Origin of the sequence: Streptomyces actuosus (genome assembly GCF_016921115.1) — a bacterium.
In the GTDB taxonomy this organism is placed as follows: Bacteria; Actinomycetota; Actinomycetes; order Streptomycetales; family Streptomycetaceae; genus Streptomyces; species Streptomyces actuosus_A.
Genome location: NZ_JAFFZS010000011.1, coordinates 39,658 through 61,728, shown reverse-complemented (window position 1 = coordinate 61,728; position 22,071 = coordinate 39,658). Strand labels below are relative to the sequence as shown.

Annotated in this window: 17 protein-coding genes; 13 read left to right on the top strand and 4 right to left on the bottom strand. The window is 70.5% G+C overall.

Going from position 1 to position 22,071, the window contains the following annotated elements:
* The first annotated feature begins 16 nt into the window (after positions 1 to 16).
* A complete protein-coding gene (locus JS756_RS16175) occupies positions 17 to 1,543 on the top strand; it encodes a hypothetical protein (protein ID WP_205383822.1) in 1,527 nt (508 codons plus the stop codon).
* Between the two features lie 60 nt (positions 1,544 to 1,603).
* Here JS756_RS16175 and JS756_RS16170 read toward each other — a convergent pair whose 3' ends face one another.
* A complete protein-coding gene (locus JS756_RS16170; RefSeq protein ID WP_205383821.1) occupies positions 1,604 to 2,590 on the bottom strand; it encodes a hypothetical protein in 987 nt (328 codons plus the stop codon).
* A gap of 405 nt (positions 2,591 to 2,995) precedes the next feature.
* Here JS756_RS16170 and JS756_RS16165 point away from each other — a divergent pair, with 405 nt between their 5' ends.
* From JS756_RS16165 to JS756_RS16140, 6 genes are all read left to right on the top strand, one after another.
* Positions 2,996 to 3,919, top strand: a complete 924-nt coding sequence (locus tag JS756_RS16165; RefSeq protein WP_307790707.1) for a serine/threonine protein kinase — start codon at positions 2,996 to 2,998, stop codon at positions 3,917 to 3,919.
* 47 nt (positions 3,920 to 3,966) lie between these two features.
* Positions 3,967 to 4,542, top strand: a complete 576-nt coding sequence (locus JS756_RS16160; protein ID WP_205383820.1) for an ABC-three component system middle component 2 — start codon at positions 3,967 to 3,969, stop codon at positions 4,540 to 4,542.
* Positions 4,539 to 6,563, top strand: a complete 2,025-nt coding sequence (locus JS756_RS16155) for a coiled-coil domain-containing protein (RefSeq protein WP_205383819.1) — start codon at positions 4,539 to 4,541, stop codon at positions 6,561 to 6,563. Before JS756_RS16160 ends, JS756_RS16155 begins: the two co-directional genes overlap by 4 nt.
* Positions 6,564 to 6,800: 237 nt before the next feature.
* Entirely contained in the window at positions 6,801 to 7,532 is a 732-nt protein-coding gene (locus tag JS756_RS16150) for a phosphotransferase family protein (RefSeq protein ID WP_205383818.1), read from the top strand.
* A gap of 195 nt (positions 7,533 to 7,727) precedes the next feature.
* Positions 7,728 to 9,785 (top strand): hypothetical protein, encoded by a 2,058-nt coding sequence (locus JS756_RS16145; protein ID WP_205383817.1) that lies wholly within the window; start codon positions 7,728 to 7,730, stop codon positions 9,783 to 9,785.
* Between the two features lie 35 nt (positions 9,786 to 9,820).
* A complete protein-coding gene (locus JS756_RS16140) occupies positions 9,821 to 10,315 on the top strand; it encodes a hypothetical protein (RefSeq protein WP_205383816.1) in 495 nt (164 codons plus the stop codon).
* Between the two features lie 496 nt (positions 10,316 to 10,811).
* Here JS756_RS16140 and JS756_RS16135 read toward each other — a convergent pair whose 3' ends face one another.
* The 3 genes from JS756_RS16135 to JS756_RS16125 all read right to left on the bottom strand — a co-directional run bounded on the left by JS756_RS16135 (position 10,812) and on the right by JS756_RS16125 (position 12,569).
* On the bottom strand, positions 10,812 to 11,360 hold the full coding sequence (locus tag JS756_RS16135; protein WP_205383815.1) for a hypothetical protein: 549 nt from the start codon (positions 11,358 to 11,360) through the stop codon (positions 10,812 to 10,814).
* A gap of 208 nt (positions 11,361 to 11,568) precedes the next feature.
* Positions 11,569 to 11,928, bottom strand: coding sequence for a hypothetical protein (locus JS756_RS16130; RefSeq protein WP_205383814.1), 360 nt, complete (start codon positions 11,926 to 11,928; stop codon positions 11,569 to 11,571).
* Between the two features lie 8 nt (positions 11,929 to 11,936).
* Positions 11,937 to 12,569, bottom strand: coding sequence for a hypothetical protein (locus JS756_RS16125; RefSeq protein ID WP_205383813.1), 633 nt, complete (start codon positions 12,567 to 12,569; stop codon positions 11,937 to 11,939).
* Positions 12,570 to 12,908: 339 nt separating this feature from the next.
* Here JS756_RS16125 and JS756_RS16120 point away from each other — a divergent pair, with 339 nt between their 5' ends.
* The 6 genes from JS756_RS16120 to JS756_RS16095 all read left to right on the top strand — a co-directional run bounded on the left by JS756_RS16120 (position 12,909) and on the right by JS756_RS16095 (position 22,050).
* Positions 12,909 to 16,640 (top strand): SNF2-related protein, encoded by a 3,732-nt coding sequence (locus JS756_RS16120; RefSeq protein ID WP_205383916.1) that lies wholly within the window; start codon positions 12,909 to 12,911, stop codon positions 16,638 to 16,640.
* A complete protein-coding gene (locus JS756_RS16115; RefSeq protein WP_205383812.1) occupies positions 16,637 to 17,839 on the top strand; it encodes a hypothetical protein in 1,203 nt (400 codons plus the stop codon). Before JS756_RS16120 ends, JS756_RS16115 begins: the two co-directional genes overlap by 4 nt.
* A 50-nt stretch (positions 17,840 to 17,889) precedes the next feature.
* Positions 17,890 to 18,192, top strand: a complete 303-nt coding sequence (locus JS756_RS16110; RefSeq protein ID WP_205383811.1) for a hypothetical protein — start codon at positions 17,890 to 17,892, stop codon at positions 18,190 to 18,192.
* Positions 18,193 to 18,596: 404 nt separating this feature from the next.
* Positions 18,597 to 20,222 carry a hypothetical protein gene (locus JS756_RS16105; protein WP_205383810.1) on the top strand — a complete coding sequence of 542 codons (1,626 nt, stop codon included), beginning with the start codon at positions 18,597 to 18,599 and terminating at the stop codon, positions 20,220 to 20,222.
* Positions 20,223 to 20,344: 122 nt separating this feature from the next.
* A complete protein-coding gene (locus tag JS756_RS16100) occupies positions 20,345 to 21,310 on the top strand; it encodes a DNA-processing protein DprA (protein WP_205383809.1) in 966 nt (321 codons plus the stop codon).
* Between the two features lie 176 nt (positions 21,311 to 21,486).
* Entirely contained in the window at positions 21,487 to 22,050 is a 564-nt protein-coding gene (locus JS756_RS16095) for a ComF family protein (protein WP_307790706.1), read from the top strand.
* Positions 22,051 to 22,071 lie beyond the last annotated feature (21 nt).

Sequence of the window (22,071 nt, the reverse complement as noted above, 5' to 3'; positions counted from 1 at the left end):
AGCGGGGAGTTGGACCATGGCGCGCACCGGTAGACCGCGGAAGGACCCCCGCGAGCCGGAAGAGATCATGCGGGCAGCGGGCCTGGAGCCGCTGGAGCCCTACCCCGGCAGCTCCGCCCCGTGGCGGTGTCGCCATACGGCGTGCGGGCGGGAGGTCACCCCCCGCCTGAGCAACGTCACCAAGACACAGCGCGGCTGCGTCTACTGCTCCGGGCGGGCCCGGATCGAACCCGAGGCAGCGGCCGGCGTCATGCGGGCGGCCGGCCTGGAGCCTCTGGAGCCCTATCCCGGCAGCGACCGCAAGTGGCGGTGCCGCCACCTCGCATGCGGACGCGAGGTCACACCCACCTACGTCCGGATCAACTCCGGTGCCGGGCCCTGCCGGTGGTGCGCGCCGAACGCGCCGGTCGACCCGGACGTCGCCGCGGCCGACATGCGGGCCGCGGGCCTGGAACCCCTCGGCCCGTACCCGGGAGTGGACACGCCGTGGCCCGTCCGCTGCCGGACGTGCGGAGCGCCCGGGGCACCCACGCTGGGCTCCATCCGGCAGGGCCAGGGCGGCTGTTACCCCTGTGGCCGGCGCAAAGCCAACGAGTCGATGCGCCACGACGCCGAGACCGCGGCCGCGGTGATGCGGGAAGCGGGCCTGGAGCCGCTGGAGCCGTACCCGGGGACCGCGTTCCCGTGGAAGAGCTGCTGCACCAAGTGCGGGTCCATCGTCTCCCCCCGCCTGGGTTCCCTGACCGGCCAGAGCCGGCGTCCGGCCTGCAAGCGGTGCGCCGACCGGGCCAACGGTGAGGCGCAGCGCCACGACGAGGACCTGGCCGTCGCCGAGATGCGCGAGCACGGATTCGAACCCCAGGAACCGTACCGCGGGGTCAAGTACCCCTGGCGGTGCCTGTGCCACGGCTGCGGCACCATCACCTCGCCGACCTTCGGATCCATCCTCGCCGGCCAGAGCGGATGCCGGCGCTGCGCCGACCTCCGCGCCGGCGCCGCCCGACGGGAAGACCCCCAGCGCGCCGCCGCCTCCATGCTCGAAGCCGGCCTCGAGCCCCTGGAGCCCTACACCACGACCATGACGCCCTGGCGCTGCCGCTGCACCACCTGCGGCCGCACCTCGACCCCCACCCTGGCCAAGGTCCGCAGCGGCCGCAGATGCAAGTACTGCGCCCGCTTCGGCTTCGACCGCGCCGCGCCGGCCCGCGTCTACGTCGTCACCCACGCACAGCACGGTGCGGTCAAGATCGGCGTCGCTGGCGCCCTTCAGCGCAACGACCGCATCGCCCAGCACCGCCGCCTCGGATGGACCCTGTTCTACGAACACCACGTGCCCACCGGCGACGACGCCCTGGCCGTGGAGCAGACGATCCTGCGGCGCCTGCGCGCCGCCGGGCACGGCGTCTTCCTCACCGCCGTCCAGATGCCCAACGGCTGGACCGAGACGTTCGACGCAGCCCGCGTCACGGCCGCCCAGCTTCGGGACGCGATCCGAGAACATCAGCCCACGCCGGCCCCTCCCGAGCCGCTGACCCTGTTCTAGCGGCCCAGCCGGGCCGGGGAGCAAGCCAACCTCGGCGGGTCGGGGCGGTGATGGGGCGGGCTATGCCGCGCCCTGGAGGGGGAGGGCCGCGGCAGCGGCCAGCTTGGCGGACTCCAGCGCCTTGGTGAACGTCGAGGCGACTACGGCGGCCTCGTCGGTCAACGCCTCGATCTCGGCGACCGCCAGGTCGTCGACCGTGGTGCGGGCAAGAAGGTCGAGGAGTTCGTCGCTGCCCGCGTCCAGCCGCTCGATCTCCCGTACCTCGGCGTAGCGGGCGTCGGCCTCGGCGACCTGTGAGGCGTAGGCCTCCAGCGCCGCCACCCGCCGCTCGATGCCGTGCAGGCTCGTCGCGAGCACACGCCGGCGAGAGGCGAGCAGCTCGGCCACCGTGGCGTTGTCCGTCTCCTGCGGCGCCCTGTGATCCTTGCGGGCCACGCGGCTGCAGCTCCGCAGGTCTTGGGCGATCGCCCACTCCTGACGGGGGAATGCCGCCTCGTTGCGCTGGGCGTCGAGCCACCTCTCGCGGTGCACCCTGGAGTCGAGCACGGCCGTCATCGCCCGCCGCGCACGTGCCAGAAGTTCCTGGGCCTCGGCGGTCAGGTCCCTCGGATGAACGAGGTGCTGCTGGACGGCGGCGAGCCGGCACAGCTGCCCGTTGTACAGCGCCCGATCGGCGATCAGACCGGCGCCGAGCACGGCCACGACGCCGGCGGCCAGCGGCCACACGGACAGCAGCGTGTGCGCCATGTCGACGGCCTCCTGCAGCTTCCGGTCCAGCGTGCCGACGAGGCTGGAGGAGTCGGCGGCGGGATCCGCGATTTCGAGGCCACCGGTCCACCACCACACCACACCGGCAACCGCGACTCCCGCTCCGCCGCGCGCAAGAAGGGGGACGGCCGCCCACAGCGGGTTGGCCGGGCGGCCCACGTACCGGCCAGGGTCCTCAAGGGCCTGCCGCAGGACCTTCCGAGCGGCGTCCGAGAGCTCCGCATCCGGGTCAAGGACCGGGCGCGTCGCGCTGTCCGCGGACTTCTTGGACTCCGTCACCGCTTCCTCCCCTTGTACGACCACAGACCGCTCGGCCCCGCTCCACCTGTCCCGGCGGTGACCGCGCTGTCGCGGGCCGACACCTCGGTCCGCGCCACGGTATGTGATCGCCTTCCGGCGCCAAGGCGATTGGACTTTCAAGTGCTTCACCCTGGTCCGGTCCCAGTGGACTGCCGCTGTCTTTGCGCGCCAGCCCCATCCACCGTGCCACTGCCGGGATACTGCCGACCGCAAGCACCTTGATCGCATGATTCCGTAACACGTACGCTGACGGCCGTTACTGTGTGTGGCGCAGAGTGAACAGTCCGCTGAACGCGGTTCGCTCGGGTTGCCTGCGGGATGCGGGGGTGCAGGTTGGACAACTCCATGCCGGTGGCAGCTGGTGTTCCGCCCATCCATTTCGGAGTGCACGAACTGAGGACCGGAAGCGCGGACGGGGCACGGGCCGACTTCGAGAAGATGCTCGCGCAGCTCGCCAGTGCGACCAATCCGAACGTCCGGATGATCGCCGCGAATCCGGGCGACTGGGGAATCGACGCTTTCGCCGGTGACCTCGGCGGCGCCATCACTGTCTGGCAGTCCAAGTACTTCATGCCGAAGACCACAACCAGCCAGTCGCAGCAGATTCGTGAGTCCCTCGCGAACGGGCTGAAAGCCGCAGCGGCCAACGGTCACACGATCACGCTCTGGATCCTGTGCATCCCCTCCAGCATGGACGGGCCGGCAGCCCAATGGTGGGATGGCTGGAAGAAGCGGCAGGAGAAGGCGCATGGCCTCGTCATCGAGTTGTGGGACGAGACCACGCTCATGAAGAAGCTGCTGAGCCCCGAAGGTGACCAGGTACGCCGTGCCTATTACGAACCCTTCACGGCGCCCGCCGCCCCCACCCAGGAGCAGATACGCCTCGTGCTGGACGTGGAGGAGGACAAGGCGGCGGCGCTCGACTCGGCTCTATTCGTGCGCCAGATGACCGAGGCCGGCCACGTCGAACTGGACTCGGCGAAACGCCAGTTCTTCAACGCCGACCTGGTGGCGCGCGAAGTCGCGCACAAGGGAGTGCCGGCTGAGGTTGCCGCACTGAGCTCTGCTGACGCCACCCTTCACGGGGTGTGGGAGATGCAGTTCAACGAGTGCTCGGCCGAGGGCACCCTCGCTGCTCTGCACGGCCGGGTATGGCGCGAGGTGCGCGGCGAGCACGACAAACTGCCCAAGGTGCTGCGTCTGGAGGTGACGCACAGCTGGGGTCTGGTCCACCGGCTGGTCGACAACCGTCGGGCAGGGTGGGTCGCACACTGGCGGCAGATCGCGAGCGGTCATGCCGACGACTGAGGTTTCGCGTCCGTCCGTACCGCTCGACCACTGATGAGGAGCATGCCGTGCAAGCAGACCGGCCGGTTGTGATGCCCGAGGACGAGGTACCTTTCCGTCTCGCTCAACTGCTGCTGCTCCTTGACGCCGTCGCCGCGCAGGACGCAAACGGGGCGACCCTGGAACGCATCGGGTACTACGACTTCCTGTCCGCGAACCCCTTCCTCGTAGTTCCCTCCGAGGGCCGGGACGCGAGCCTCCTCCGGCTGGCCGGATTCGACCCGCAGGTCCTTGCCTACGCGTCCTCTTCACAGCGATTCACAAGCCGGCGAGAACGGATCCAGCACGACTTGGCGCTCCTGGTGGCCTATGGGTGCTGCCAGGTCCGAAATCGCAACGGCTCCCTCACCTACTCGATCACAGAGGCCGGTCAGCACCTCGGCGGGCAGTTCACCGCCACCTACGCCACCTCCTTTGCTACTGCCGCGGACATCGTCGTCCGCCAGCTCCGCAAACTCAGCGACAAAAGGCTGCGCGAGCAGACCGCACGGTGGCTCAGGCCGGACGGACCCGACGGACCCGCAGCTGCCCTCATGAGCGTCCTGGGGCCAGGCCCGTTGCTGGAAATGTCCTGGGAGGGATGATCACCATGGAGCCGCTTCCCGGCATCCGGATCCGCCGTCTGCGCCTGGTCGGCATGGAGCGGTCCTACGACGTTGATTTCACCGCCGAACAACGGGTACGGAACCTCTCCGTCATCGCCGGGGCATTCAGCTCCGGCAAGACAGCGGTTCTGGAATTCATCGCCTATGGGCTCGGCGCGAAACGGCACCCCCGCCACCAGGAGGTGCTGCGAAGGGTCCGTTCATGTCTCCTGGAGGTCGAGCTCTCCGGCGAGCCGCACGTGATCGAGCGGTCGGTCGGAGAGCCCTCGAAGATCGCCTTCGTACGCCGCGGAACGCTCGATAGCAGGCCCACCTCCAGGGCCGAGAGCAGGCCCATCGACCCGCCCGGGGCACCGGAGAGCCTGTCCTCCCTCCTCCTGAGTCATTGCAAGCTCGAAGGCGTCCAGCTACGCGAAGCGCCCACCAACAGCGAATCCCGCACGGACCCGCTCAGCTTCCGCGACTTGATGTGGCTCGCCTTCCTGCCCAACGAACGCGTCGCGGACAAGAACTTCCTGTTCGAGAACGACTACATGCGCAAGCACAAACTGCGGCAGGTCGTCGACGTCGCCTTCGGGGTCCACGACGACCGTGCCGTCGAACTCGGCCAGCGCATCCAGGAACTCGGCGGCCGGCTCAACCGCGCCAAAGCCGAACTCGCAGCAGCCCGTACCTTCGTCGTGGAACAGGCTCCCACCGCACTGGACGGTGAACCCACACCTGCCGTCCACGAACAGGAGCTGGCTGACATCACGAGCCAGCTCACGGAGTTGGACCGCCGGGCGCAGGCGGGAACGGAATTCGCCGCCCAACTGCGCCACCAGCACAAAGAGGCGGCCCGGACTTCTCACCGGGCGGCAGCGGTCCTGCGGGACTGCGAAACACAGCTCCAACGCCTGATGCCTCTCCGCGCACAGTACGCCGACGATCTCCTCAAGCTCGGCATGCTCGGCGAGGCACAGCAGATCTTCGACCCCCTGAGCGTCACCACCTGCCCCGCCTGCTTGAACCGGCTGTCGGCTCCTCCCACCGCCGACAACGGACGCTGCAGCCTCTGCCGCCACGAACTGACAGCGGCGGAAGGGGCGTTGGTCCTGGGCACTGCCGACACCGGCAGCCAGGCCGGAGACAACCGGGTGGACGTCGCAGCCGAGACCCGGTCCACCAAGGCCCGCCTCAAGGAGATCACCACCTACATCGACGAGCTCGGCGCCTCGCTTGCCACACTCAAACTCCGGGCGGAAGAGGCGGCCGTCCGGGAAGAGGAAGCCGCCGCCGCGCTGGATGCCGCGACGTCGCCCTCCGTCTCACCGTTCCTCGCCGCCCGCGACGACCTCCACCGAAGGCGCGAACGAGTCCTGCGCCAACTCGAACAGGCCGAGAGCGCGGTCAAACTCCGCGAAGGACTTGCCAAACGGGCCGACGCCGTGGAACGCCACGAAGCCCAGATCGCCCGTCTCCGAGAGGAACTCGCACGACTCGGAGATGCCTCCCACGACCGCGATCGGGTCATCGCCAAGATCAGCGGCCGATACGGCGAGCTCCTGCGAGCCTGGCGCTACCCCAAGGTCAGTACGCCCTTCATCAAGACCGACCTCACCCCCTTCGTACGCGGTGAGCCGTACCAGGAAGCCTCCTCCGGCGCCCGCACCCTGCTCACCCTGGCCTGGCAGCTGGCCGTATTCGAAATCGCCGTCGAAGCAGGGGCCGCACACCCGGGATTCCTCATGATCGACAGTCCCCAGAAAAACCTCGGCCACGGCGGCACCCTCGATGCCGTGATCGCGGACGCCGTCGCCATCGACGACTTCTACCACCACCTCTCCCTCTGGCTCGCAGAGCGCGGTAGCCGAGCACAGCTCATCGTCGCCGACAACAGCCCACCACCGCTGGTGGAAAGCAGCGTGGTGGTGCGCTACAGCCGCAACGAGGAACGTCCGCCGTACGGGCTGATCGAGGACGAAACCAGTGCGGACGAGGAGGCAGAAGCCGACGCGTGAAACGCCCTCCCAAACACGGGTCCTTTCCTCGATAGCAGGCTGACCCCAAAAGGCGCATCCGCGCGGATCACTCAGCAGTTGAAGCGCGGGCTCGACTCGACGTCAGCCCGACAGCCGCGTGTCGGTCAGCATCAGTGGCTGCTGCCAGAGCTTGGACGGTGGGCGGACCATGGCGCGGTAGATCCTGACCTTTGCCACTGAAGACTGACCGATGGCCCGCGCGTGCAGGATGTAGCCATGGAGAACGAGGTGCCCTTGTCCGGCGGACGCATCACTACAGGGGTGGTCAGGATCGGCGATACCGTCCGTCGGCCAGTCACCGCGTCGTCCGCGTTCGTCGCCGAATTGCTCGGTGACCTTCGACGGCAGGGCTTCACTGGCGCTCCGCGTCATCTGGGGTTCGACGAGGCCAACCGCGAGATCCTCAGCTACCTTCCTGGCTGGGTGCCCGCCCGCTTCCAGCGCTGGACAGACCCTCAGGTGGCTGCCGCCGGCTCCCTGCTCCGCGCTTTCCACGACGCCACCAGCGCGAGCCGCCTGGCCGGTCAGCACCCCGTTGTCTGCCACCACGACCCGGGGCCGAACAACACGGTCTTCGCAGACGACATCCCGTTCGCCTTCATCGACTTCGACACCGCCGCCCCCGGTGATCCGCTGGAAGACCTCGGATACATGGCATGGACCTGGTGCATTTCCTCCAAGCCTGACGCTCCACCCGCCGCCAGCCAGGCCGAACAGGTACGAATCCTCGCTGGCGCGTACGGCCTCGACGACGCCTCCCGCTCACGTCTCATCGATGCCGCGCTCGACCGCCAGATGCGCAATGCCCGGTGGTGGCGCCACCACCTCATGCGCCCGTCACCGCACGTCGCTGACGACCACGAGATCGCCGAGCGCATCCGGTGGTCCGAACGGGAGCACGCCTACACCTTGGCCAACCGCACGACCTTCGACGCAGCCCTGCACTGACATCCGACACGAGTCCGATCCGCCTGCGCGATCAAGGTTCGCTGGCACACTCCCGCGTCCGCAACCTCGGTGACACTGGGGAGCCATCGCCCGGCGTCCGAACGATCCCGGAAACTCGTCCGCTCTGACTGTCACACCGCGCTCCGTCCGCACACCTGTACCAGGTGACAGCGGACCTCACAGCGGGAGCAGCACGTGACCCACACCCTCACTCCGTACGCGCCCCGGCGACAGCAGGGCCTTCGCACGACCGACACGGCCGTCCCCCCGGTCGCCCTGCGCCAGATGGCCACGGGCGAAACCGAAGAGACGGCCCGAGACGAACTCCCGGACGTCGAGCACCTCATCCCGACGCCAGCGCCCGAACAGGCCCGAGGCGAGGCACGGATCTTCCATGCGCTGATCACCGCCTACGGCCGTCACCGCCCCACCCTCACCGGCGGCCCGTTCGGCATCCGCAGCCTCACCCCCCGCACCGACGAACTGGTGGTGCGGATCGCGCCCGCCCAGATGGACCGGTGGATCGACGCCCTCGCCCACAGGCCGGGCGGGACAGGCGTCGCAGGCCTGCGCTGGGCCGGCATGCGAGAGGGGATTGCCCTGACGCTGCCCGGGATGAGGCTGCTCCTCGCCGGCATCAGCGAGACCGACTGGCGTGCCGCGCTCGGCCGCCGGTCCGCCGACCAGAGCAGCCTGATGCCGCACTGGATCCCCCAGTTCCGCGGCGAACCCGAGTACGCAGCCGCCCAGGACGCCGAACTCGCGGCCCTCGCCGACCACCTGTGCGCCACCTTGCGCCGGATCCGGCTCCTCGACGCCCTCACCCGTATCAGCGGTCACGTCCACCTGTTCACCACCCGCCACCACGGCAGCCTCCACCTGATCGAGGCATGCGAGGCCACCCCCACGGTCCTGCCGCTGTGGACCTCCCGGTCCGTCCCCCTGGCCCTGTGGCCCGCCGGACCGATCCCCGCTCCGGGCCCTGCCGACCCACGCGCAGCTGTCCTTGACCTCCTCACCGAGATCGAACCCGCCCGCGCCCCGTCCGGCACCGCCGATCACCCCGCTGCCCGCGCCCTCTGCCACATCGCCGGCCTCACTACGGACCCTCTGCTGGTCCAGGCGGCCGAGCACGCTCTCGACGTCGCCACCCGAGTCCTCGCCGACCCCGCCCACGCCAGCGTGTACGCCGCCGGCGGATGGGCAGGCAGCTGCCGCACATACCCCGAAGGCACGGTCCACGGAAGCAACCCCTGCCTCCCGCCCGGCGCCGAGGCCGTCACCGACCTCCCCGAGGAAGCCGTCCAGCGCATCGGCCAGCACTTCTCCAGCCGGCCCTCGGACACCTCCCACGCCGACCTCGCCGGCGCCGGCAGGGAGGAACTCGTCCACCTGCTCGACTGGGCACTCGCCGTCGCGACCCGCCCCGCCAACCGGCCGGACTGGACCCGCGACAGGACCGACGGCACACTTCAGCACACCCAGCCGCTGCCCGACCACGACGGCATCCTGACCCTGACCGCCACCACCACCGGCGTCTACCGCGTCAGCCTGGACGCACTGGGGCTGAGCGACCTCGCCGACGAGGACGACACCGTGGAATGGGAACGCGAGGCCGCGCCCTCGCAGAGCGCCGCCGTCCTGCTCGCCGAACACGCCGCGATCGAAGCCGCCGTCTGCCTGCCCTTCCAGCGCGAACACCGCAAGCAGCGCCTCCTGCTGCCCGCGGCGGTGTCGGCCGATCCGACGATCCGGTCCGTCATCGCCGGAGCCGACTACGTTCTGGGGTTCTTCACCTTCGCCAGCGTCCTCGGCCGCCTCCACGAGCGCGTGTGCTCCACCCAGGGAGTAGCCGACGGCCACTGGCGACCCGACACCCCGCCCGACGGCCCGGCCACCCTCACCGCTCTCATCAGCGATTGGTGCGCGCTGCCCTCACCTCACCACGGCGAAGCCGCCAACACCGCCACCGTCGACAGCCCCACCTACCTCCGCCACCTCGCTGCCCACCGCGCCGCGCTCGACCCGTTCATTACCCGCTACCTCGCCGCCGCCGACAGCCTCCCGGGTGCGCGCACCTTCGAAGAGCGGCACGTCGCCGGATTCGCAGCCCTGCGCACCACCGACCTGTCCGCCCTGGCCCGCACCGAGATCCGCCCCGTCGGCGAGCGGCTCCTCCGGTTGGTCCGGTCCATGCCGCAGGACCCTGGACAGCTGACCGCCTGGTACGAACACCACCTTGACCAGGCCTGAACCCCGCCGACCCCGGAAGAAGGAGCAACCGCACGATGAGCGATCAACTGCCGGACCCGACAGCGTTCGTAGGCCCCATCGGGCGAGGGAAGGCGCCGCTGTCGGGTGACGCCGACGCCGACCAGTACGCGGCCGTGCTCCGGCGCGCCCTGCACACCGTCGAATGCCGCGAACTCGGTCCGGAGGCCGCCGGTCAGAAGTTCGGACCGTTCGCGGACACCTCCGACGGCCGTGTGACCGTGTTCGTGGACGAGTACCAGATCCGGGACCGCTACCCCGGCCACGACGAGCTCCACCACCTGGTGCACGCGGTCCGTGAGCGAGGACCAGCGGTGGACGTCGTCATGGTGCCTCCCAAGCCGACCATGCTGTTCATGGACGAGATGGCCCACGTCGTCGGCAAGGTCGCCGACCCCGCCTGCGGCCCAGCGGCGGCCGGGCCCACCCGCTGGGTGTATGAGCCGAGCCGCCCCCTGCGACCGCTCCGGTGGTACCCGGGGGGTGAGCGTGAAGCGGCGGACGAGCGGTAACGGTTCGGGCCGGAGGCGGTGCTCGCCGCGTCGCGTCGGCAGACGTGAGCACGGGCGGGCGTGCCAGGAGCGGCGGGCGGTGGTCGGTCGGGAGCGAGGCAGGCTTGATATGGGAATGCGGCCCGAAGGAAATCTCCTCGGGCCGCAGTTCGGAATCTGTATACGCTTTCGCAGCCGGCCTGCGCGCCGGCGTCCAGCCGGGCCCGGCCCGGGACGAATCAGGGGGACCAGATGACCACCACGAAAACCTCAAGCCCGGCAGTATCAGTGCCCGGCCGTACGCCGGGCGCCCCCGGCGCGCTCTTCAGCGACGAGGCGTCCGCGGTGACGAGAGCCGTGCCCGGCGCGGCCCGAAACTTGCCGCGGCCACTGGACACCCTGACCTGGCAGGAGCCCCCCCGCCATGGAGGACGCGGACGACGACGTGCGGTGACCGCATGGCCCGGGCACGTCGCCTCTCGCCGCTCGGCTGATCCGCCCAGGCGCCCCACCACGATCACCGGTTGTGCCAAGCAGAGTGGTCCTCGTTCCACTGCTCCAGGGCCCGGGCCCGCTCCACTTCTGCGTCCAGGCGTTCGATGCGCGTTCCGTCCTCGATGTGGACATCGGTGTGCGACGAGCCAGCGTGGTACCGGTGGCGCTGGCTGACGATGACCACGGTCCGGGCGATACCCGCCTGGTTCGGCATGGCCATCGCCGTCGACACGAAAGGCCCCGCCGGGCCGCCCGGCACCGAGATCCAGTCGTCCTCGTCGGCCTGCCAGGGGAAGATCAGGTCTCCTCCCTGAGGGCCGGTGCCGGAGGGAAGACCTGCGAGCGCCGGTTCAAGACCGGCGGTCTGCCTGGCGAGCGCCTCCAGTTCGAAGACGGCCACCTGGAAAATGCCTCCGAGGGCCGCCATCTGCCCAAGCATGGCGAGTTCTGAGGCCACTCGGCGCCAGTCCTCCGCGCGGTCACCGGTGATGCTCCGGTCCGTGCGCAGTGTGGTGAGGGTGCGGGTAACGAAGGCGTGACGGGCGCGTTCGCGGCCTGCGTTGCCTCGCATGGCCGGGGGCAGAGGGGGGAGGCGGTCGGCGAGGCGCCGGGCGCGGAGTCGGGTGTCCGGGGCGGGCATCGGGGTCCTCGATGTCGAAGGGCGTTGGGGCGGGTTCTGGCTTGCCGCTGCTCGCCGGTCCGGTGCCGTCGCGGTTAGTAGGACGGCATCGGACCGGGCGGAGTCGGTTCGGCGGGCACCGGCCGGGGCGGGGAGGGGGCTACTCGCCCCGGACGCTCCACCCGAAGAAGCACCAGGTCGGTTCGTCTCCCAGCGTGCGCAGCAGCAGTGCGGCGGCGCCGGATCGGACGATCGGGTCGTAGTCCTCGATCAGGCGGTCGGCGAGCCAGTCGGCGTCGTCCTCGCACAGCGGCCCGCCGTCTTGCCCGTCGAAGCAGCCGTCGGCGCGCAGCCGGTCTCGGCCGTCGGCGACGTTCACCTCGGTCACCTTCGACAGGTCCGCGCGGGGTCGGAACGGATCGTGGGGCTGTTCGCGGTCCTTGGCGGCGAACGCGGTGAAGGCCGCTTCGGGCGTGGGTCCGCTCGCCGTGAAGCGGAACAGCATGGGGTCTGTGATCATGTCGGTCCTCACATCTGGGCGCGAGGCGCCGGGTGCTCGGTCTGCTGGCCGGGGCCGCTGTTGAGGGCGTGCACGAATCGGCCCAGCGCGACGGGGATGGTTCCCTCCAGCTCCGGTGCGCCCTCTCGTCCGGCGACCGACAGGCGGGGCTGCCCGCCGCGGGCCCGCACGATGTGGAAGGCGCGCTGGTTGAGGTCGACGGCGTGGACGATCCGGACTTCCTGGCGGCCGGGCAGGAGATGGTTCACCCGCTCACCGCTGTCCCGCAGCATGCGCAGTTCCGGCGGGAGTTGGACGTTCTTCGGCTTGTTCCACCCCTCGAACATGAACCCAACAGCGAAGACGGAGTCCTCATGCACCTCGCCGGGAACCAGAAGGGACGGTACGGGCGGCAGCGCCTCTGCGTGGTGCCGCAAGGCGTCGGCGGGGTTGATCCCCACCGGGTTCCAGACGACCTCCGGGATGAACTCCACCTCCACGCGCGGGGGCCGCAGAAGGAGCATGAACAGGCGGGGAGGAAGGTCCCAGCCCTGTTGTTCACCGAGCCGGGATTCGATGTCCGCCAGGACGGAGGCGACCATGTCGGAGGCCAGGTCGTGCGACGGGGGCGCAGCGGGGAGGGGCTGGAGGTCTTGGGGCATGGAGGAGCCACCTTTCGGCCCGGCCGCGCAAGAAGGCGGCCGCAGCGAATGCGATCAAGGGGGAGGAAGAAGAGGGCCGGTCTGACCCGGCGACATGAGCAATCTACATACTGAAATACGAATACGCAACATCTATGTTCTGTGTGTACGGCGCGGCCCTGACGCGCCGGCAGGTCACAATGTGAGTGGTCTCGACGGCGTCCGGCTACTGGGGGAGTGTCTTTGTCCATCGACCGCCTGCAGCCCATCAGTCCCGCAGCGCTGGCCGCCCGGACGCCCCGAGTTCGGATCCCGCCCTCCCGCGCCGACGCCTCGGTCGAGAGCACTTCCTTGGCCCTGATGGACGCGGACGCCTTCCGCAGCACGCTTCAACGCGTCGTCGCCCAGGGCACATCCGATGCTGCGGTCGCGTCCGAAGCCACCCGTCGCATCGCCCGGGGCCACCTCGACGTCGCCGCCCTGCGGACGGTGCTGTTCGAGACGGCCGGTACAGACGTCTGGCCGCCCGTACAGCAAGCCGCCATCACCGCCGTCGCCGCCAGCCCGGCCCTGGCGCCGAGCATCATCTCCATGCACGCCCAACTGCTGCGCACCCCCTCCGCGACCGTCCGGGAGGGACAGGGGGATGACGGCCAGCCGTTCTTCGTCGCACAGGCCACCTTCGCCCCGGCCGGCCGCGACATCACCGGCAGCGTCCAGCGGGCCCGCACCCGCAAGGCGGCGCGGCAGCAGGCCATGACCACCCTCATCGCCGCGCTCGCCGACCTGCCGGACCCCCTCGCCGATCGCGCGGTACCCGACTGGACCTGGGACACGCCCGCCACCCAGCCCCAGGCGCCCGCTCCATCAGGGGAAGCCAACCCCGTGTCGGCCTTGAACGAGTTCCACCAGGCCGGCCACATCACCCGGCCCGACTACCGGCCCCCCGCACCGACGCCCACCGGCTTCACGGCCACAGTCACCGCCGTCCACCGCGGCCAGCAGCTCACCGGCGAAGGAACCGGCCCCACCAAACGGCAGGCCCGGGCCGAAGCAGCCGACCGTCTCCTCAAGGCCCTCCAGACCGCCCTCGGCACCGACGCCGAGCCCCCGGCCGCGACCGAACCGGCGGCGGCGTCCGCCCAACCTGCGCCCCCCATGCCGCCCGCTCCGACCGAGAACCAGGAGCCGCCGCGCGCCCTCCCCGCCGGACCGGCCGACCTGTTCGCCGCCCACTGCCTTCTCGAGCAGGCCCTCGCCGACGGCGCCGCCCTGACCCTGCTGCCCTCACGCCACCCCGGCCGGACCGCATGGATGCTGTTCCAGCCCGACGGCACACCCCTACTCGCCCCCGGCCACCTGCCGCCGCTGCAGCCGGTCACCCGCGACCTCGTCCTCGCGGGCGCCGGCGGCATCATGCCTCGCCGCGCCACCGTCACCGGCCTCGCCGTCCCCGTCGGCCTCGCCCTGCCCGCACTGCTCACCTCCCGAGCAGGCGAACACCCCTCCGTCACCGGATGGCGAGCCGGCCTTCGCCTGGCCGTGGCATGCGTGGCCCAGCAGCGCGTCTACCCCGCCCTGACCGCCGACGGCCAGGGCTGCTGGCGCATCGGTCCGATCACCGATCCGCTGCGCACCGCCGTCACCGCGGCCGCCGCCCGGATGGCCCCCGAGGGACACTGCCTCCTCGCCGGCCACAGTCCCCTGCGCGTCCCGGCGCCCGAGAACGCGCTCTGGCCCCTGCTCGACGCCGTCGCCGACGCGATGATCCGAACCCCAGGGACCGCTTCCCTCCTGGGACCCGGCCCGTTCACCAGCACCCCGGCCCCCGGCACCGAGCCCAGCGCAGAGCTGTGGGCCTGGGCCGACGCGATCGAGGACGCCGCCGACCCCTGCCCCGCGCCCCGACTCATGCTGCGCATCAAGGAGCCCGAGGCAGGCGAGCACGCCCCCACCGCCCAAGCTGTCCTGCACCTGGCCGCCGACGACCAGGACGACCCCGTGTCGGCGAGCAGCATCTGGGACGGCCACCCCACCCACCCCGCCCTGACGCCCGCCGTACTGCCCGGCGTACGCCGCGCGCTGCGCCGCGGCGCCCGCCATTTCCCGCCGCTCGGCGACCTCGCCGGACAGGAACGCCCCCGCCGCCTCACCCTGTCCGCGGTGGACCTGGCCCGCCTCCACGACCACGCCGCCGCCCCGCTGGCCACGGCCGGCATCACCGTCCACTGGCCGCCCGCGCTCCTCGGTGCCCTCACCGCCACCGCGGTAATCGGCCGACGCCAGGACGCCGCCGACGAGTTCACCGCCGGCAGCGGCTTCCTGGCCCTGGACCGCCTGGTGGACTGCCGCTGGCACATCAGCATCGACGGCGAACCGCTGACCGAGGACGAGATGACCGCCCTCGCCGACGCCGCCTGGCCGCTGATCCGCATGCGCGGGCGCTGGCTGCTCATCGACCCCGACACCGCCCGCCGCGCCCGCCACCGCGACCTGGCGCCGCTGCCCTCGCTCGACGCGCTCGCCGCCGCCCTGTCTGGCACCCTCACCCTCGAAGGCGAGACTCTCGACGTCCGGGCCGCCGGCACGCTGGCCACCCTCGTCGACGCCCTGCGCCAGGCCCCCGACGACCCCCGGCCCGTGCCACCGCCGACCGGCTTGCACGCGAGCCTGCGTCACTACCAACAGCGGGCCCTGACCTGGCTCGCGCACACCCTCGACCTGGGCTTCGGAGCGCTCCTCGCCGACGACATGGGCCTGGGCAAGACGCTGACGACCATCGCCTTGAACCTCTACCGCGCCGAAACGGCCGGCGAAGCCGCCGGCCCGACCCTCGTGGTCTGCCCGGCCTCCCTCATCACGAACTGGCAGCGCGAGATTGCCCGCTTCGCCCCGGACACCGCCGCCATCCGGTACCACGGCACCGGCCGCACCCTCGACACCGATGCGCTCGACCACACCACGGTCGTCATCACCACCTACGGCACCCTGCGCCGTGACCCCGCCCTCACCGCCACCCAGTGGGGCATGGTCGTGGCCGACGAGGCCCAGCACATCAAGAACCCGGCCTCCGCCACCGCCAAGGCGCTACGCGACGTCCCCGCCCGGGCCCGGCTCGCGGTCACCGGCACCCCTGTCGAGAACAACCTGACCGAGCTGTGGGCCATCCTCGACTGGACCAACCCCGGCCTGTTCGGCACCCGTTCCGCCTTTCGCGCCCGCTACGGCGCCGTCGAGAAAGACCCCAACGCGCCCGCCGCCGCGGGGCTTGCCCGGCTTGTCGCCCCGTTCATGCTGCGCCGACGAAAGACTGACCCCGGCATCGCCCCCGAGCTGCCCGGCAAGGTCCACCACCACCGCATCGTCGCGCTCACCGACGAGCAGACCGGCCTGTACGAGGCGATCGTCCGCGACACCATGGACAAGATCACCACCAGCAGCGGGATCGAACGCCGCGGCTTGGTCCTGAAGTTGCTCCAGGCCCTGCGCCAGATCTGCAACACCCCCACCCTCTATCTGAAGGAGCCCCTGGACGACGCCGAGCCGGCCGGCCTCGCCCTTCGATCGGGCAAGCTCGCAGCCCTGGACGAGCTCACGGCGACCCTCGCCGACCGGGGCGAAGCCGCGCTCGTCTTCACCGGCTATGTCCAGATGGGTCGCATCCTCGAGCACCACCTGCGCCTCCGCGGCCGCTCCGTTCGCTTCCTCCACGGCGGCACCCCGCCGGCCCGCCGCCAGGAGCTCGTCGACGCCTTCCAGCACGACCCCGACCCAGCCCCGGTGTTCATCCTGTCCGTCAAGGCGGCCGGCACCGGACTGACCCTCACCCGGGCCGAGCACGTCATCCACTACGACCGGCCCTGGAACCCCGCCGTCGAGGATCAGGCCACCGACCGCGCCCACCGCATCGGACAGCACCGCACCGTCCAGGTCCACCACCTGATCACCGAGGGCACCGTCGAGGACCACATCAACGACCTCCTCGCCCGCAAACGGGCCCTGACCGACGCCGTTCTCGCCTCCGGCGAAGGCGCCTTCACCGAACTCGACAACACCGAGCTGACCGCCCTCGTTACCCTGGGAACCCGATGACTGGCACCGCCCGATCTCTCGCGCCGCTGGCCGGCGCGTGGAAGCAGGCGTTTCACCTCGCCACCAACGGCTCCGGTTCCTACGGCAAGGGCCTCAACCTTGCGCGCAACGGCGCCGTCGCCCAGATCCAGACTCAGCCGGGCAGAATCAGCGCCCCCGTCGCTGCGAAGAAGGCCACCCACCAGGCCGCGATCCACGTCCCAGAGCTGACCGCGACCCAATGGGACACGCTGGCGGCCAAGCTCGCCGACGATCCCCAGGCCGTTGCCGACCTCGTCGCCAACCGGGTCCCTGCCACGATCGCCGACTCCGGGCACGCCGGCGGCATCTCCATCGCCCCGCCGGCCGACGGCATCACCTTTTCCTGTTCCTGCCCCACCGGCCGGACCCACCGCGTCTGCGACCACAGTGCAGCCCTCGGCCACGCCGTCGCCGAACGCCTCGCCGCCACCCCCTCCCTGCTGCTCGGCGCCCGCGGCATGACCGCCCGGGCCCTCGCCGCCCACGTACGCGACCTCGTCGACGGCGCCGACCCCGGCCCCCTCCCTGCAGACACCAACGGCACCGTGCGCGCCACCCAGCTCTACGCACTGGCCGCCCACCGCCCCCCACAGCCCCCGCCGGACCTCGACCTCGATGCCTTCAGCAACCTCACCTGGAGCGACGCACCCCTCCCCGGGTCCCGAGCCCAGGACCTGATGTGGATGACCACCGATGCCGCCGCCCGCGCTAGGACCCTCCTGGCCGGCACCGCCGCTGCGCCCCACGACGAGCTGGCCGACATCATGCGGATCCTCGCCAGCCCCGACGGCGCGGATCATCTGGAGGCCGCTCAGCACACCACCGGCATCCCCGAAGCCACCCTGCGGGCGATGATGATCGGCTACCGCCACGGCGGCCCGGCCGGCGCCCACGCCACCCTCGCCGCCACCCCAGCAACCATCGACGTCCTCGAACGGGCACGAGAGACCGTCCAGGCCTCCCGCGCCGTCGGCCTCGGGACCATCACCATCGACGGCAGTAGGCTCACCGACGCGACCGCCGGAGTCCAGATCCGCCCCGGCCCCGACGGCCGCTGGTACCCCTTCACCCTCTGGCGCGCCAACGAGTGGCGCCCGGCGCCCGGAGCCTGCGACGATCCCGCCGAGGCCTTCCGCGCCGCACGACGCGCCCGCGCCGCACGACCACTCAGGCGATAGCCGCACCGGCGACCTGACAAGAACGTCACCGAGCCCGAAAGACACACCGCATGCCCTTGGATCCGCAGACCGGCGTACGCGTCTACCAGTTCATCGTCGACCGGCTCGACGACCGGCGCCGCGAGCAGTACCCTGCCGGCCGCGAGGAATACGAGGCCGACTGGAGCGCCGCCCACGATCTGGAGAAAGATTTCGCCGAGGCTGTACATGCCGATGACCTCGCCACAGCTGAGCAGCTCCTCGAGGAGCTCACCGACATGGCGGCTCCGTGGTGCGACCACCCTCACCACCCGGCCAATCAGGCCCGTGATGGGCACCAGGCCGACCCGACGATCCCGGGTACACGATCGTGAGGCGGCAGTTTGTCCTTCCAGGCGGCGTGGTCGCCTTGATGGTGGCGCTCACGCCGACCGTGATCAGCACCCGCAGTACGCGATGGGCCGTGGGATGGGCGGCCATCCTTCTCGGAGCCGTCCTCCTGCTGATGCTGCTCGCCCTGGTAGAGCACCTCACTTCACCAGACCGACCCGAGCCCCACGGCGCCCCAGAATCTGGACCCCTCTGACCCGTCGTCATCGTCCTGGGCAAAAGCGGCTATCAGCCCTCTGACGGAGACGCACGATCATGGGCGTTGTGCCAGCCGGCTGCCGCCGGATCCGAAGCCGGGGAATTCTGAATCTGCGGATGCCCCGTCAGAACGGCTGAGATCATGGCAAGAGGGTCAGTTCATGATCAGGGCACAGCAGTGGGGGCGGCGATGGACGAGAAGAAGACGGTGCGCGCGGTCGCGATCGATTACAAGGCAGTCCTGCACGGGCCCGGGCGCGCGCACGAGGGGATCGCTGAACTGCTGCGGTGGCTCGATCAACGCGATGTGGCTTGGGTGCTGCTGACCAACGACCCGATGGACGCCAAGTCGGCCCTTGCCGCGGCTGGCCTTCCCGAACCGGCCCTGCATCTGTGCCGCGACGACATCCCGGACAAGGCGAAGCGCGGAAACAAGGCATGGCTGGAGGCGGTCGCGGACAGACTCGGCCTCCGCATGAACCAGCTCATCCTCGTCGGGACCTCGCAGTTCGACTGGTACACAGGCATCCACGCCGGCGTCGTCCACATCCATGCCCGCTGGGCCAGCCGCCTGGGAGCGAAGATCACCTCGCTGATGTCCGACGAGCCCGCCGACGTCATCGAGCTCTTGGAGTACTTCCTGCTGCACGAGCCGCGCTGGGCGTTCCGTCTCGATGACGAGGACCGCGCCTTCGCGATCCGCTCGATGCTGCCCTTCAATGCGCGGTTCCCTCGCGGCGGCGGCCGGACCTTCACGATCAAGGACATCTTCACCTACGAGAACACCGTCAAGGTCGGTGACGAGGACGCGCGTGATGTCCTGATGCTGCACCTTCTGTGTGCGGCCTACCTCGATGGTGCGCTGCCTGGGCAGAGCTTCTTCTGCGTGTACCCCAGCAGCACGCCGGCCAAGGGCAACCCGCAGCTTGCTGGCTTCCTGGACCGCGCAAAGGTCATGACGGGCTCCTCCTACAAGGAGGACCTTCTCGAGCGTGTCGTCCAGGCCCCGGATACCAGCCTGGAGCGGTACAAGAGGAGCGTCGGCCAGTCGACGGGCCGGGACATTTCCATCGCCGCCCAGGCCCGCACCGTACGAGTCAACCCGGCCTACAAGAAGAAGATCGTCGGCAAGACGGTGATCGTCTTCGACGACTTCACCACCGAGGGCAAGTCCCTCGAGTGGGCCCGCACCCTCCTCGGCGAGGCTGGAGCAGCACGGGTCATCGCACTGACCATCGGAAAGTACCCCTCGCGCCACACCGTCTACCAGCTGCGCCCCGGCGTCACGATCGATCCCTTCACCACCAACGACATCACCTTGACGCACTTCCAGACGACGACGGGCCCTGGAGGAGCGGAGGAAGGGCCGTCGGTAGTCCTGACGACGGCTATGGAGCACTTCGCCGCCGCTGCGGAGGGTGCCGTCGAACCCCAGGCCCCTGAGGCGGCCGCCGACCGGATGGCTCATCCGGCACCCCGCCCGGTTCCTGCTGGCACCCGCTCTCCCATGACCGCCTACAAGATCGCCCGGCAGCGGCACCTCGCCGACATGCTCACCCACCTCCAGCAGCATGCGTACCCCCTCGTCTGGCGCGGCGAGTACCTCGTGCCGACCGGGGAGACGACGACCACCGCCTTGTGGTGGATCGCCCTGCCAGGGCAGGTCGAGCAGTGGTACGACACCAGCGAGGCGGAGCGCCTGGTCAGCGGCATCTGTCTGGCGGTGGGGATCATCTGGGAACCGGTCGCGGCGCCCGGCGGGGCCACCCAGCTCGCCGAAGCCCTCGCCCGTATGGAACAGCGGCGGCAGGGCTGAGGAACCGGCTCGACGGCCCCCTTCCTGTCCGTCCGGGGGCTCCGTACGCCATGATGGAAGTGGCCCGAGTACCTCGCTTCATCCTTCGAACATCCCGGGGCCACGAGTAGAAGGACACCCTGATGGACATCGATATCACCGTTGACCAGCACGATCTGCTGACCCTGTGCGCGCTGCGTGCCGGCGATGCCACCCTCGACTGGAGCCTGCTCGCCCGCGGCGCCCAGAGCCCCGAGGGCCTGGCCGCGCTCATGGACGGACAGGTGGGCGAGGACTCGCGTGCCGCGACCAAGAACCGCCCCCTGCTGCAGCAGGCCCTGTCCGCCGGCCTGGACGATGCCCGTGCCCGCGTCGACGACGAGCTCGCCGCCGCCGACAAGGTCGGCGCGCGCCTGGTCACCGTCCTGGACAAGGACTACCCGGCGAACCTGCGCGTGATCGGCAACCTGCCGCCGTTCCTCTTCTACCGCGGGGAGCTCGATCAGCGCGACGCACGCTCCATCGCCATCGTCGGCACCCGCCAGGCCTCTGAGGACGGGCTGCGCCGGGCGGCACGGATGGCCCGCGAGCTCGTCGAGCACGACGTCGTGATCGCCAGCGGTCTCGCCAAGGGCATCGACGCAGCCGCTCATCAGGCAACGCTCACCGCGGGCGGCCGGACGTTCGCCGTCATGGGCACCGGCATCGCCGCCCCGATCTACCCGGCTGAGAACCGTCCGCTCGCGAAGGCGATCCTCAGCGCTGGGGGAGCGCTGCTGAGCCAGTTCTGGCCCACGAGCCCTCCGGCGAAGTACACCTTCCCCCGACGCAACGTCGTCACGTCCGGCACCACGCTGGGCAGCGTCGTCATCGAGGCCTCGAGCACGTCAGGCGCGAAGATGCAGGCTCGCCTGGCCGCCGAGCACGGCAAGCTCGTCTTCCTGATCCGTTCCCTCGCCGACACCCAGCCCTGGGCGAAGAAGATGCTGGACGAGGGCCGGGCGATCCTGGTTACCGCCTCCAGCGACATCACCGACCGCCTCGGCCGGGCCGCGGACATCCAGGCCGCCGGACAGCAGCGCCAGCAGCTCGCCCTGGCCGGCCTGTGACGGCCGGTCTCCCTAATCCGGCAGGCTTTCCCAACTGCCCGGTGTGCGCGTACCGCATCACCGGCACTGCCCGCCTGTGCTCTGACTGCGCCGGCCGCACCCTCCAGCCGGTCGCTGAACCCCACTGCCCCGTCTGCTCCCAGGCCGTCGCGCCCGGCAGGCAGTGCAGTAATCGGGTGTGTGCGCTCCCGGAAGCCGAGCGGGGGTTCTCGCGCGTCGACGCGGTGGCCATGTACTCCGGAGCCTTGCGCGACAAGATCCACACGCTGAAGTACGAGGGCAGGGCCGGCTGGGCGATGATCTTTGGCCGGCTCCTCCTTGGCTGGATGGAGAGTCACCCCGAGGCCATGCACGGCGTCGACTACGTCGTAGGCAACCCCACCCACATCGGCCGCCAGCCCATCCAGCACATCGAGGCGATCATGGACGCTGCCTACACAGAGGACGTGACCAGGGCCTTCCCGCTCAGCCCGCCGGGCGCGCACCGGCTGGTGAAGGATGCCGAGACGCCTCGGTCCGCGAATCGCACCCTGGAGGAGAAGCGCGCGGCCGCGACCGCGCATGCCGCCGCGCTGACCTGGACCGGGGACATCAGCGACATCAAATCGGCCACCATCCTGCTCGTCGACGACGTGTTCACCAGCGGATCGCAGCTCCAGCACGTCGCGCTCCGGCTCCGGGCGACGGGAGCCGCCGACGTTCGGGGGCTCGTTCTCGCCCGGGTCCCCTGGAGCGGATGACGTCGCCCGGACACCGGGACT

Bases quoted from the DNA above. Each gene is read 5' to 3' on its own strand.
- JS756_RS16175 (WP_205383822.1), top strand. From the start codon at position 17: ATGGCGCGCACCGGTAGACCGCGGAAGGACCCCCGCGAGCCGGAAGAG.
- JS756_RS16155 (WP_205383819.1), top strand. From the start codon at position 4,539: ATGATCACCATGGAGCCGCTTCCCGGCATCCGGATCCGCCGTCTGCGC.
- JS756_RS16150 (WP_205383818.1), top strand. From the start codon at position 6,801: ATGGAGAACGAGGTGCCCTTGTCCGGCGGACGCATCACTACAGGGGTG.
- JS756_RS16140 (WP_205383816.1), top strand. From the start codon at position 9,821: ATGAGCGATCAACTGCCGGACCCGACAGCGTTCGTAGGCCCCATCGGG.
- JS756_RS16135 (WP_205383815.1), bottom strand. From the start codon at position 11,360: ATGCGAGGCAACGCAGGCCGCGAACGCGCCCGTCACGCCTTCGTTACC.
- JS756_RS16130 (WP_205383814.1), bottom strand. From the start codon at position 11,928: ATGATCACAGACCCCATGCTGTTCCGCTTCACGGCGAGCGGACCCACG.
- JS756_RS16125 (WP_205383813.1), bottom strand. From the start codon at position 12,569: ATGCCCCAAGACCTCCAGCCCCTCCCCGCTGCGCCCCCGTCGCACGAC.
- JS756_RS16120 (WP_205383916.1), top strand. From the start codon at position 12,909: ATGGACGCGGACGCCTTCCGCAGCACGCTTCAACGCGTCGTCGCCCAG.
- JS756_RS16115 (WP_205383812.1), top strand. From the start codon at position 16,637: ATGACTGGCACCGCCCGATCTCTCGCGCCGCTGGCCGGCGCGTGGAAG.
- JS756_RS16110 (WP_205383811.1), top strand. From the start codon at position 17,890: ATGCCCTTGGATCCGCAGACCGGCGTACGCGTCTACCAGTTCATCGTC.
- JS756_RS16105 (WP_205383810.1), top strand. From the start codon at position 18,597: ATGGACGAGAAGAAGACGGTGCGCGCGGTCGCGATCGATTACAAGGCA.
- JS756_RS16100 (WP_205383809.1), top strand. From the start codon at position 20,345: ATGGACATCGATATCACCGTTGACCAGCACGATCTGCTGACCCTGTGC.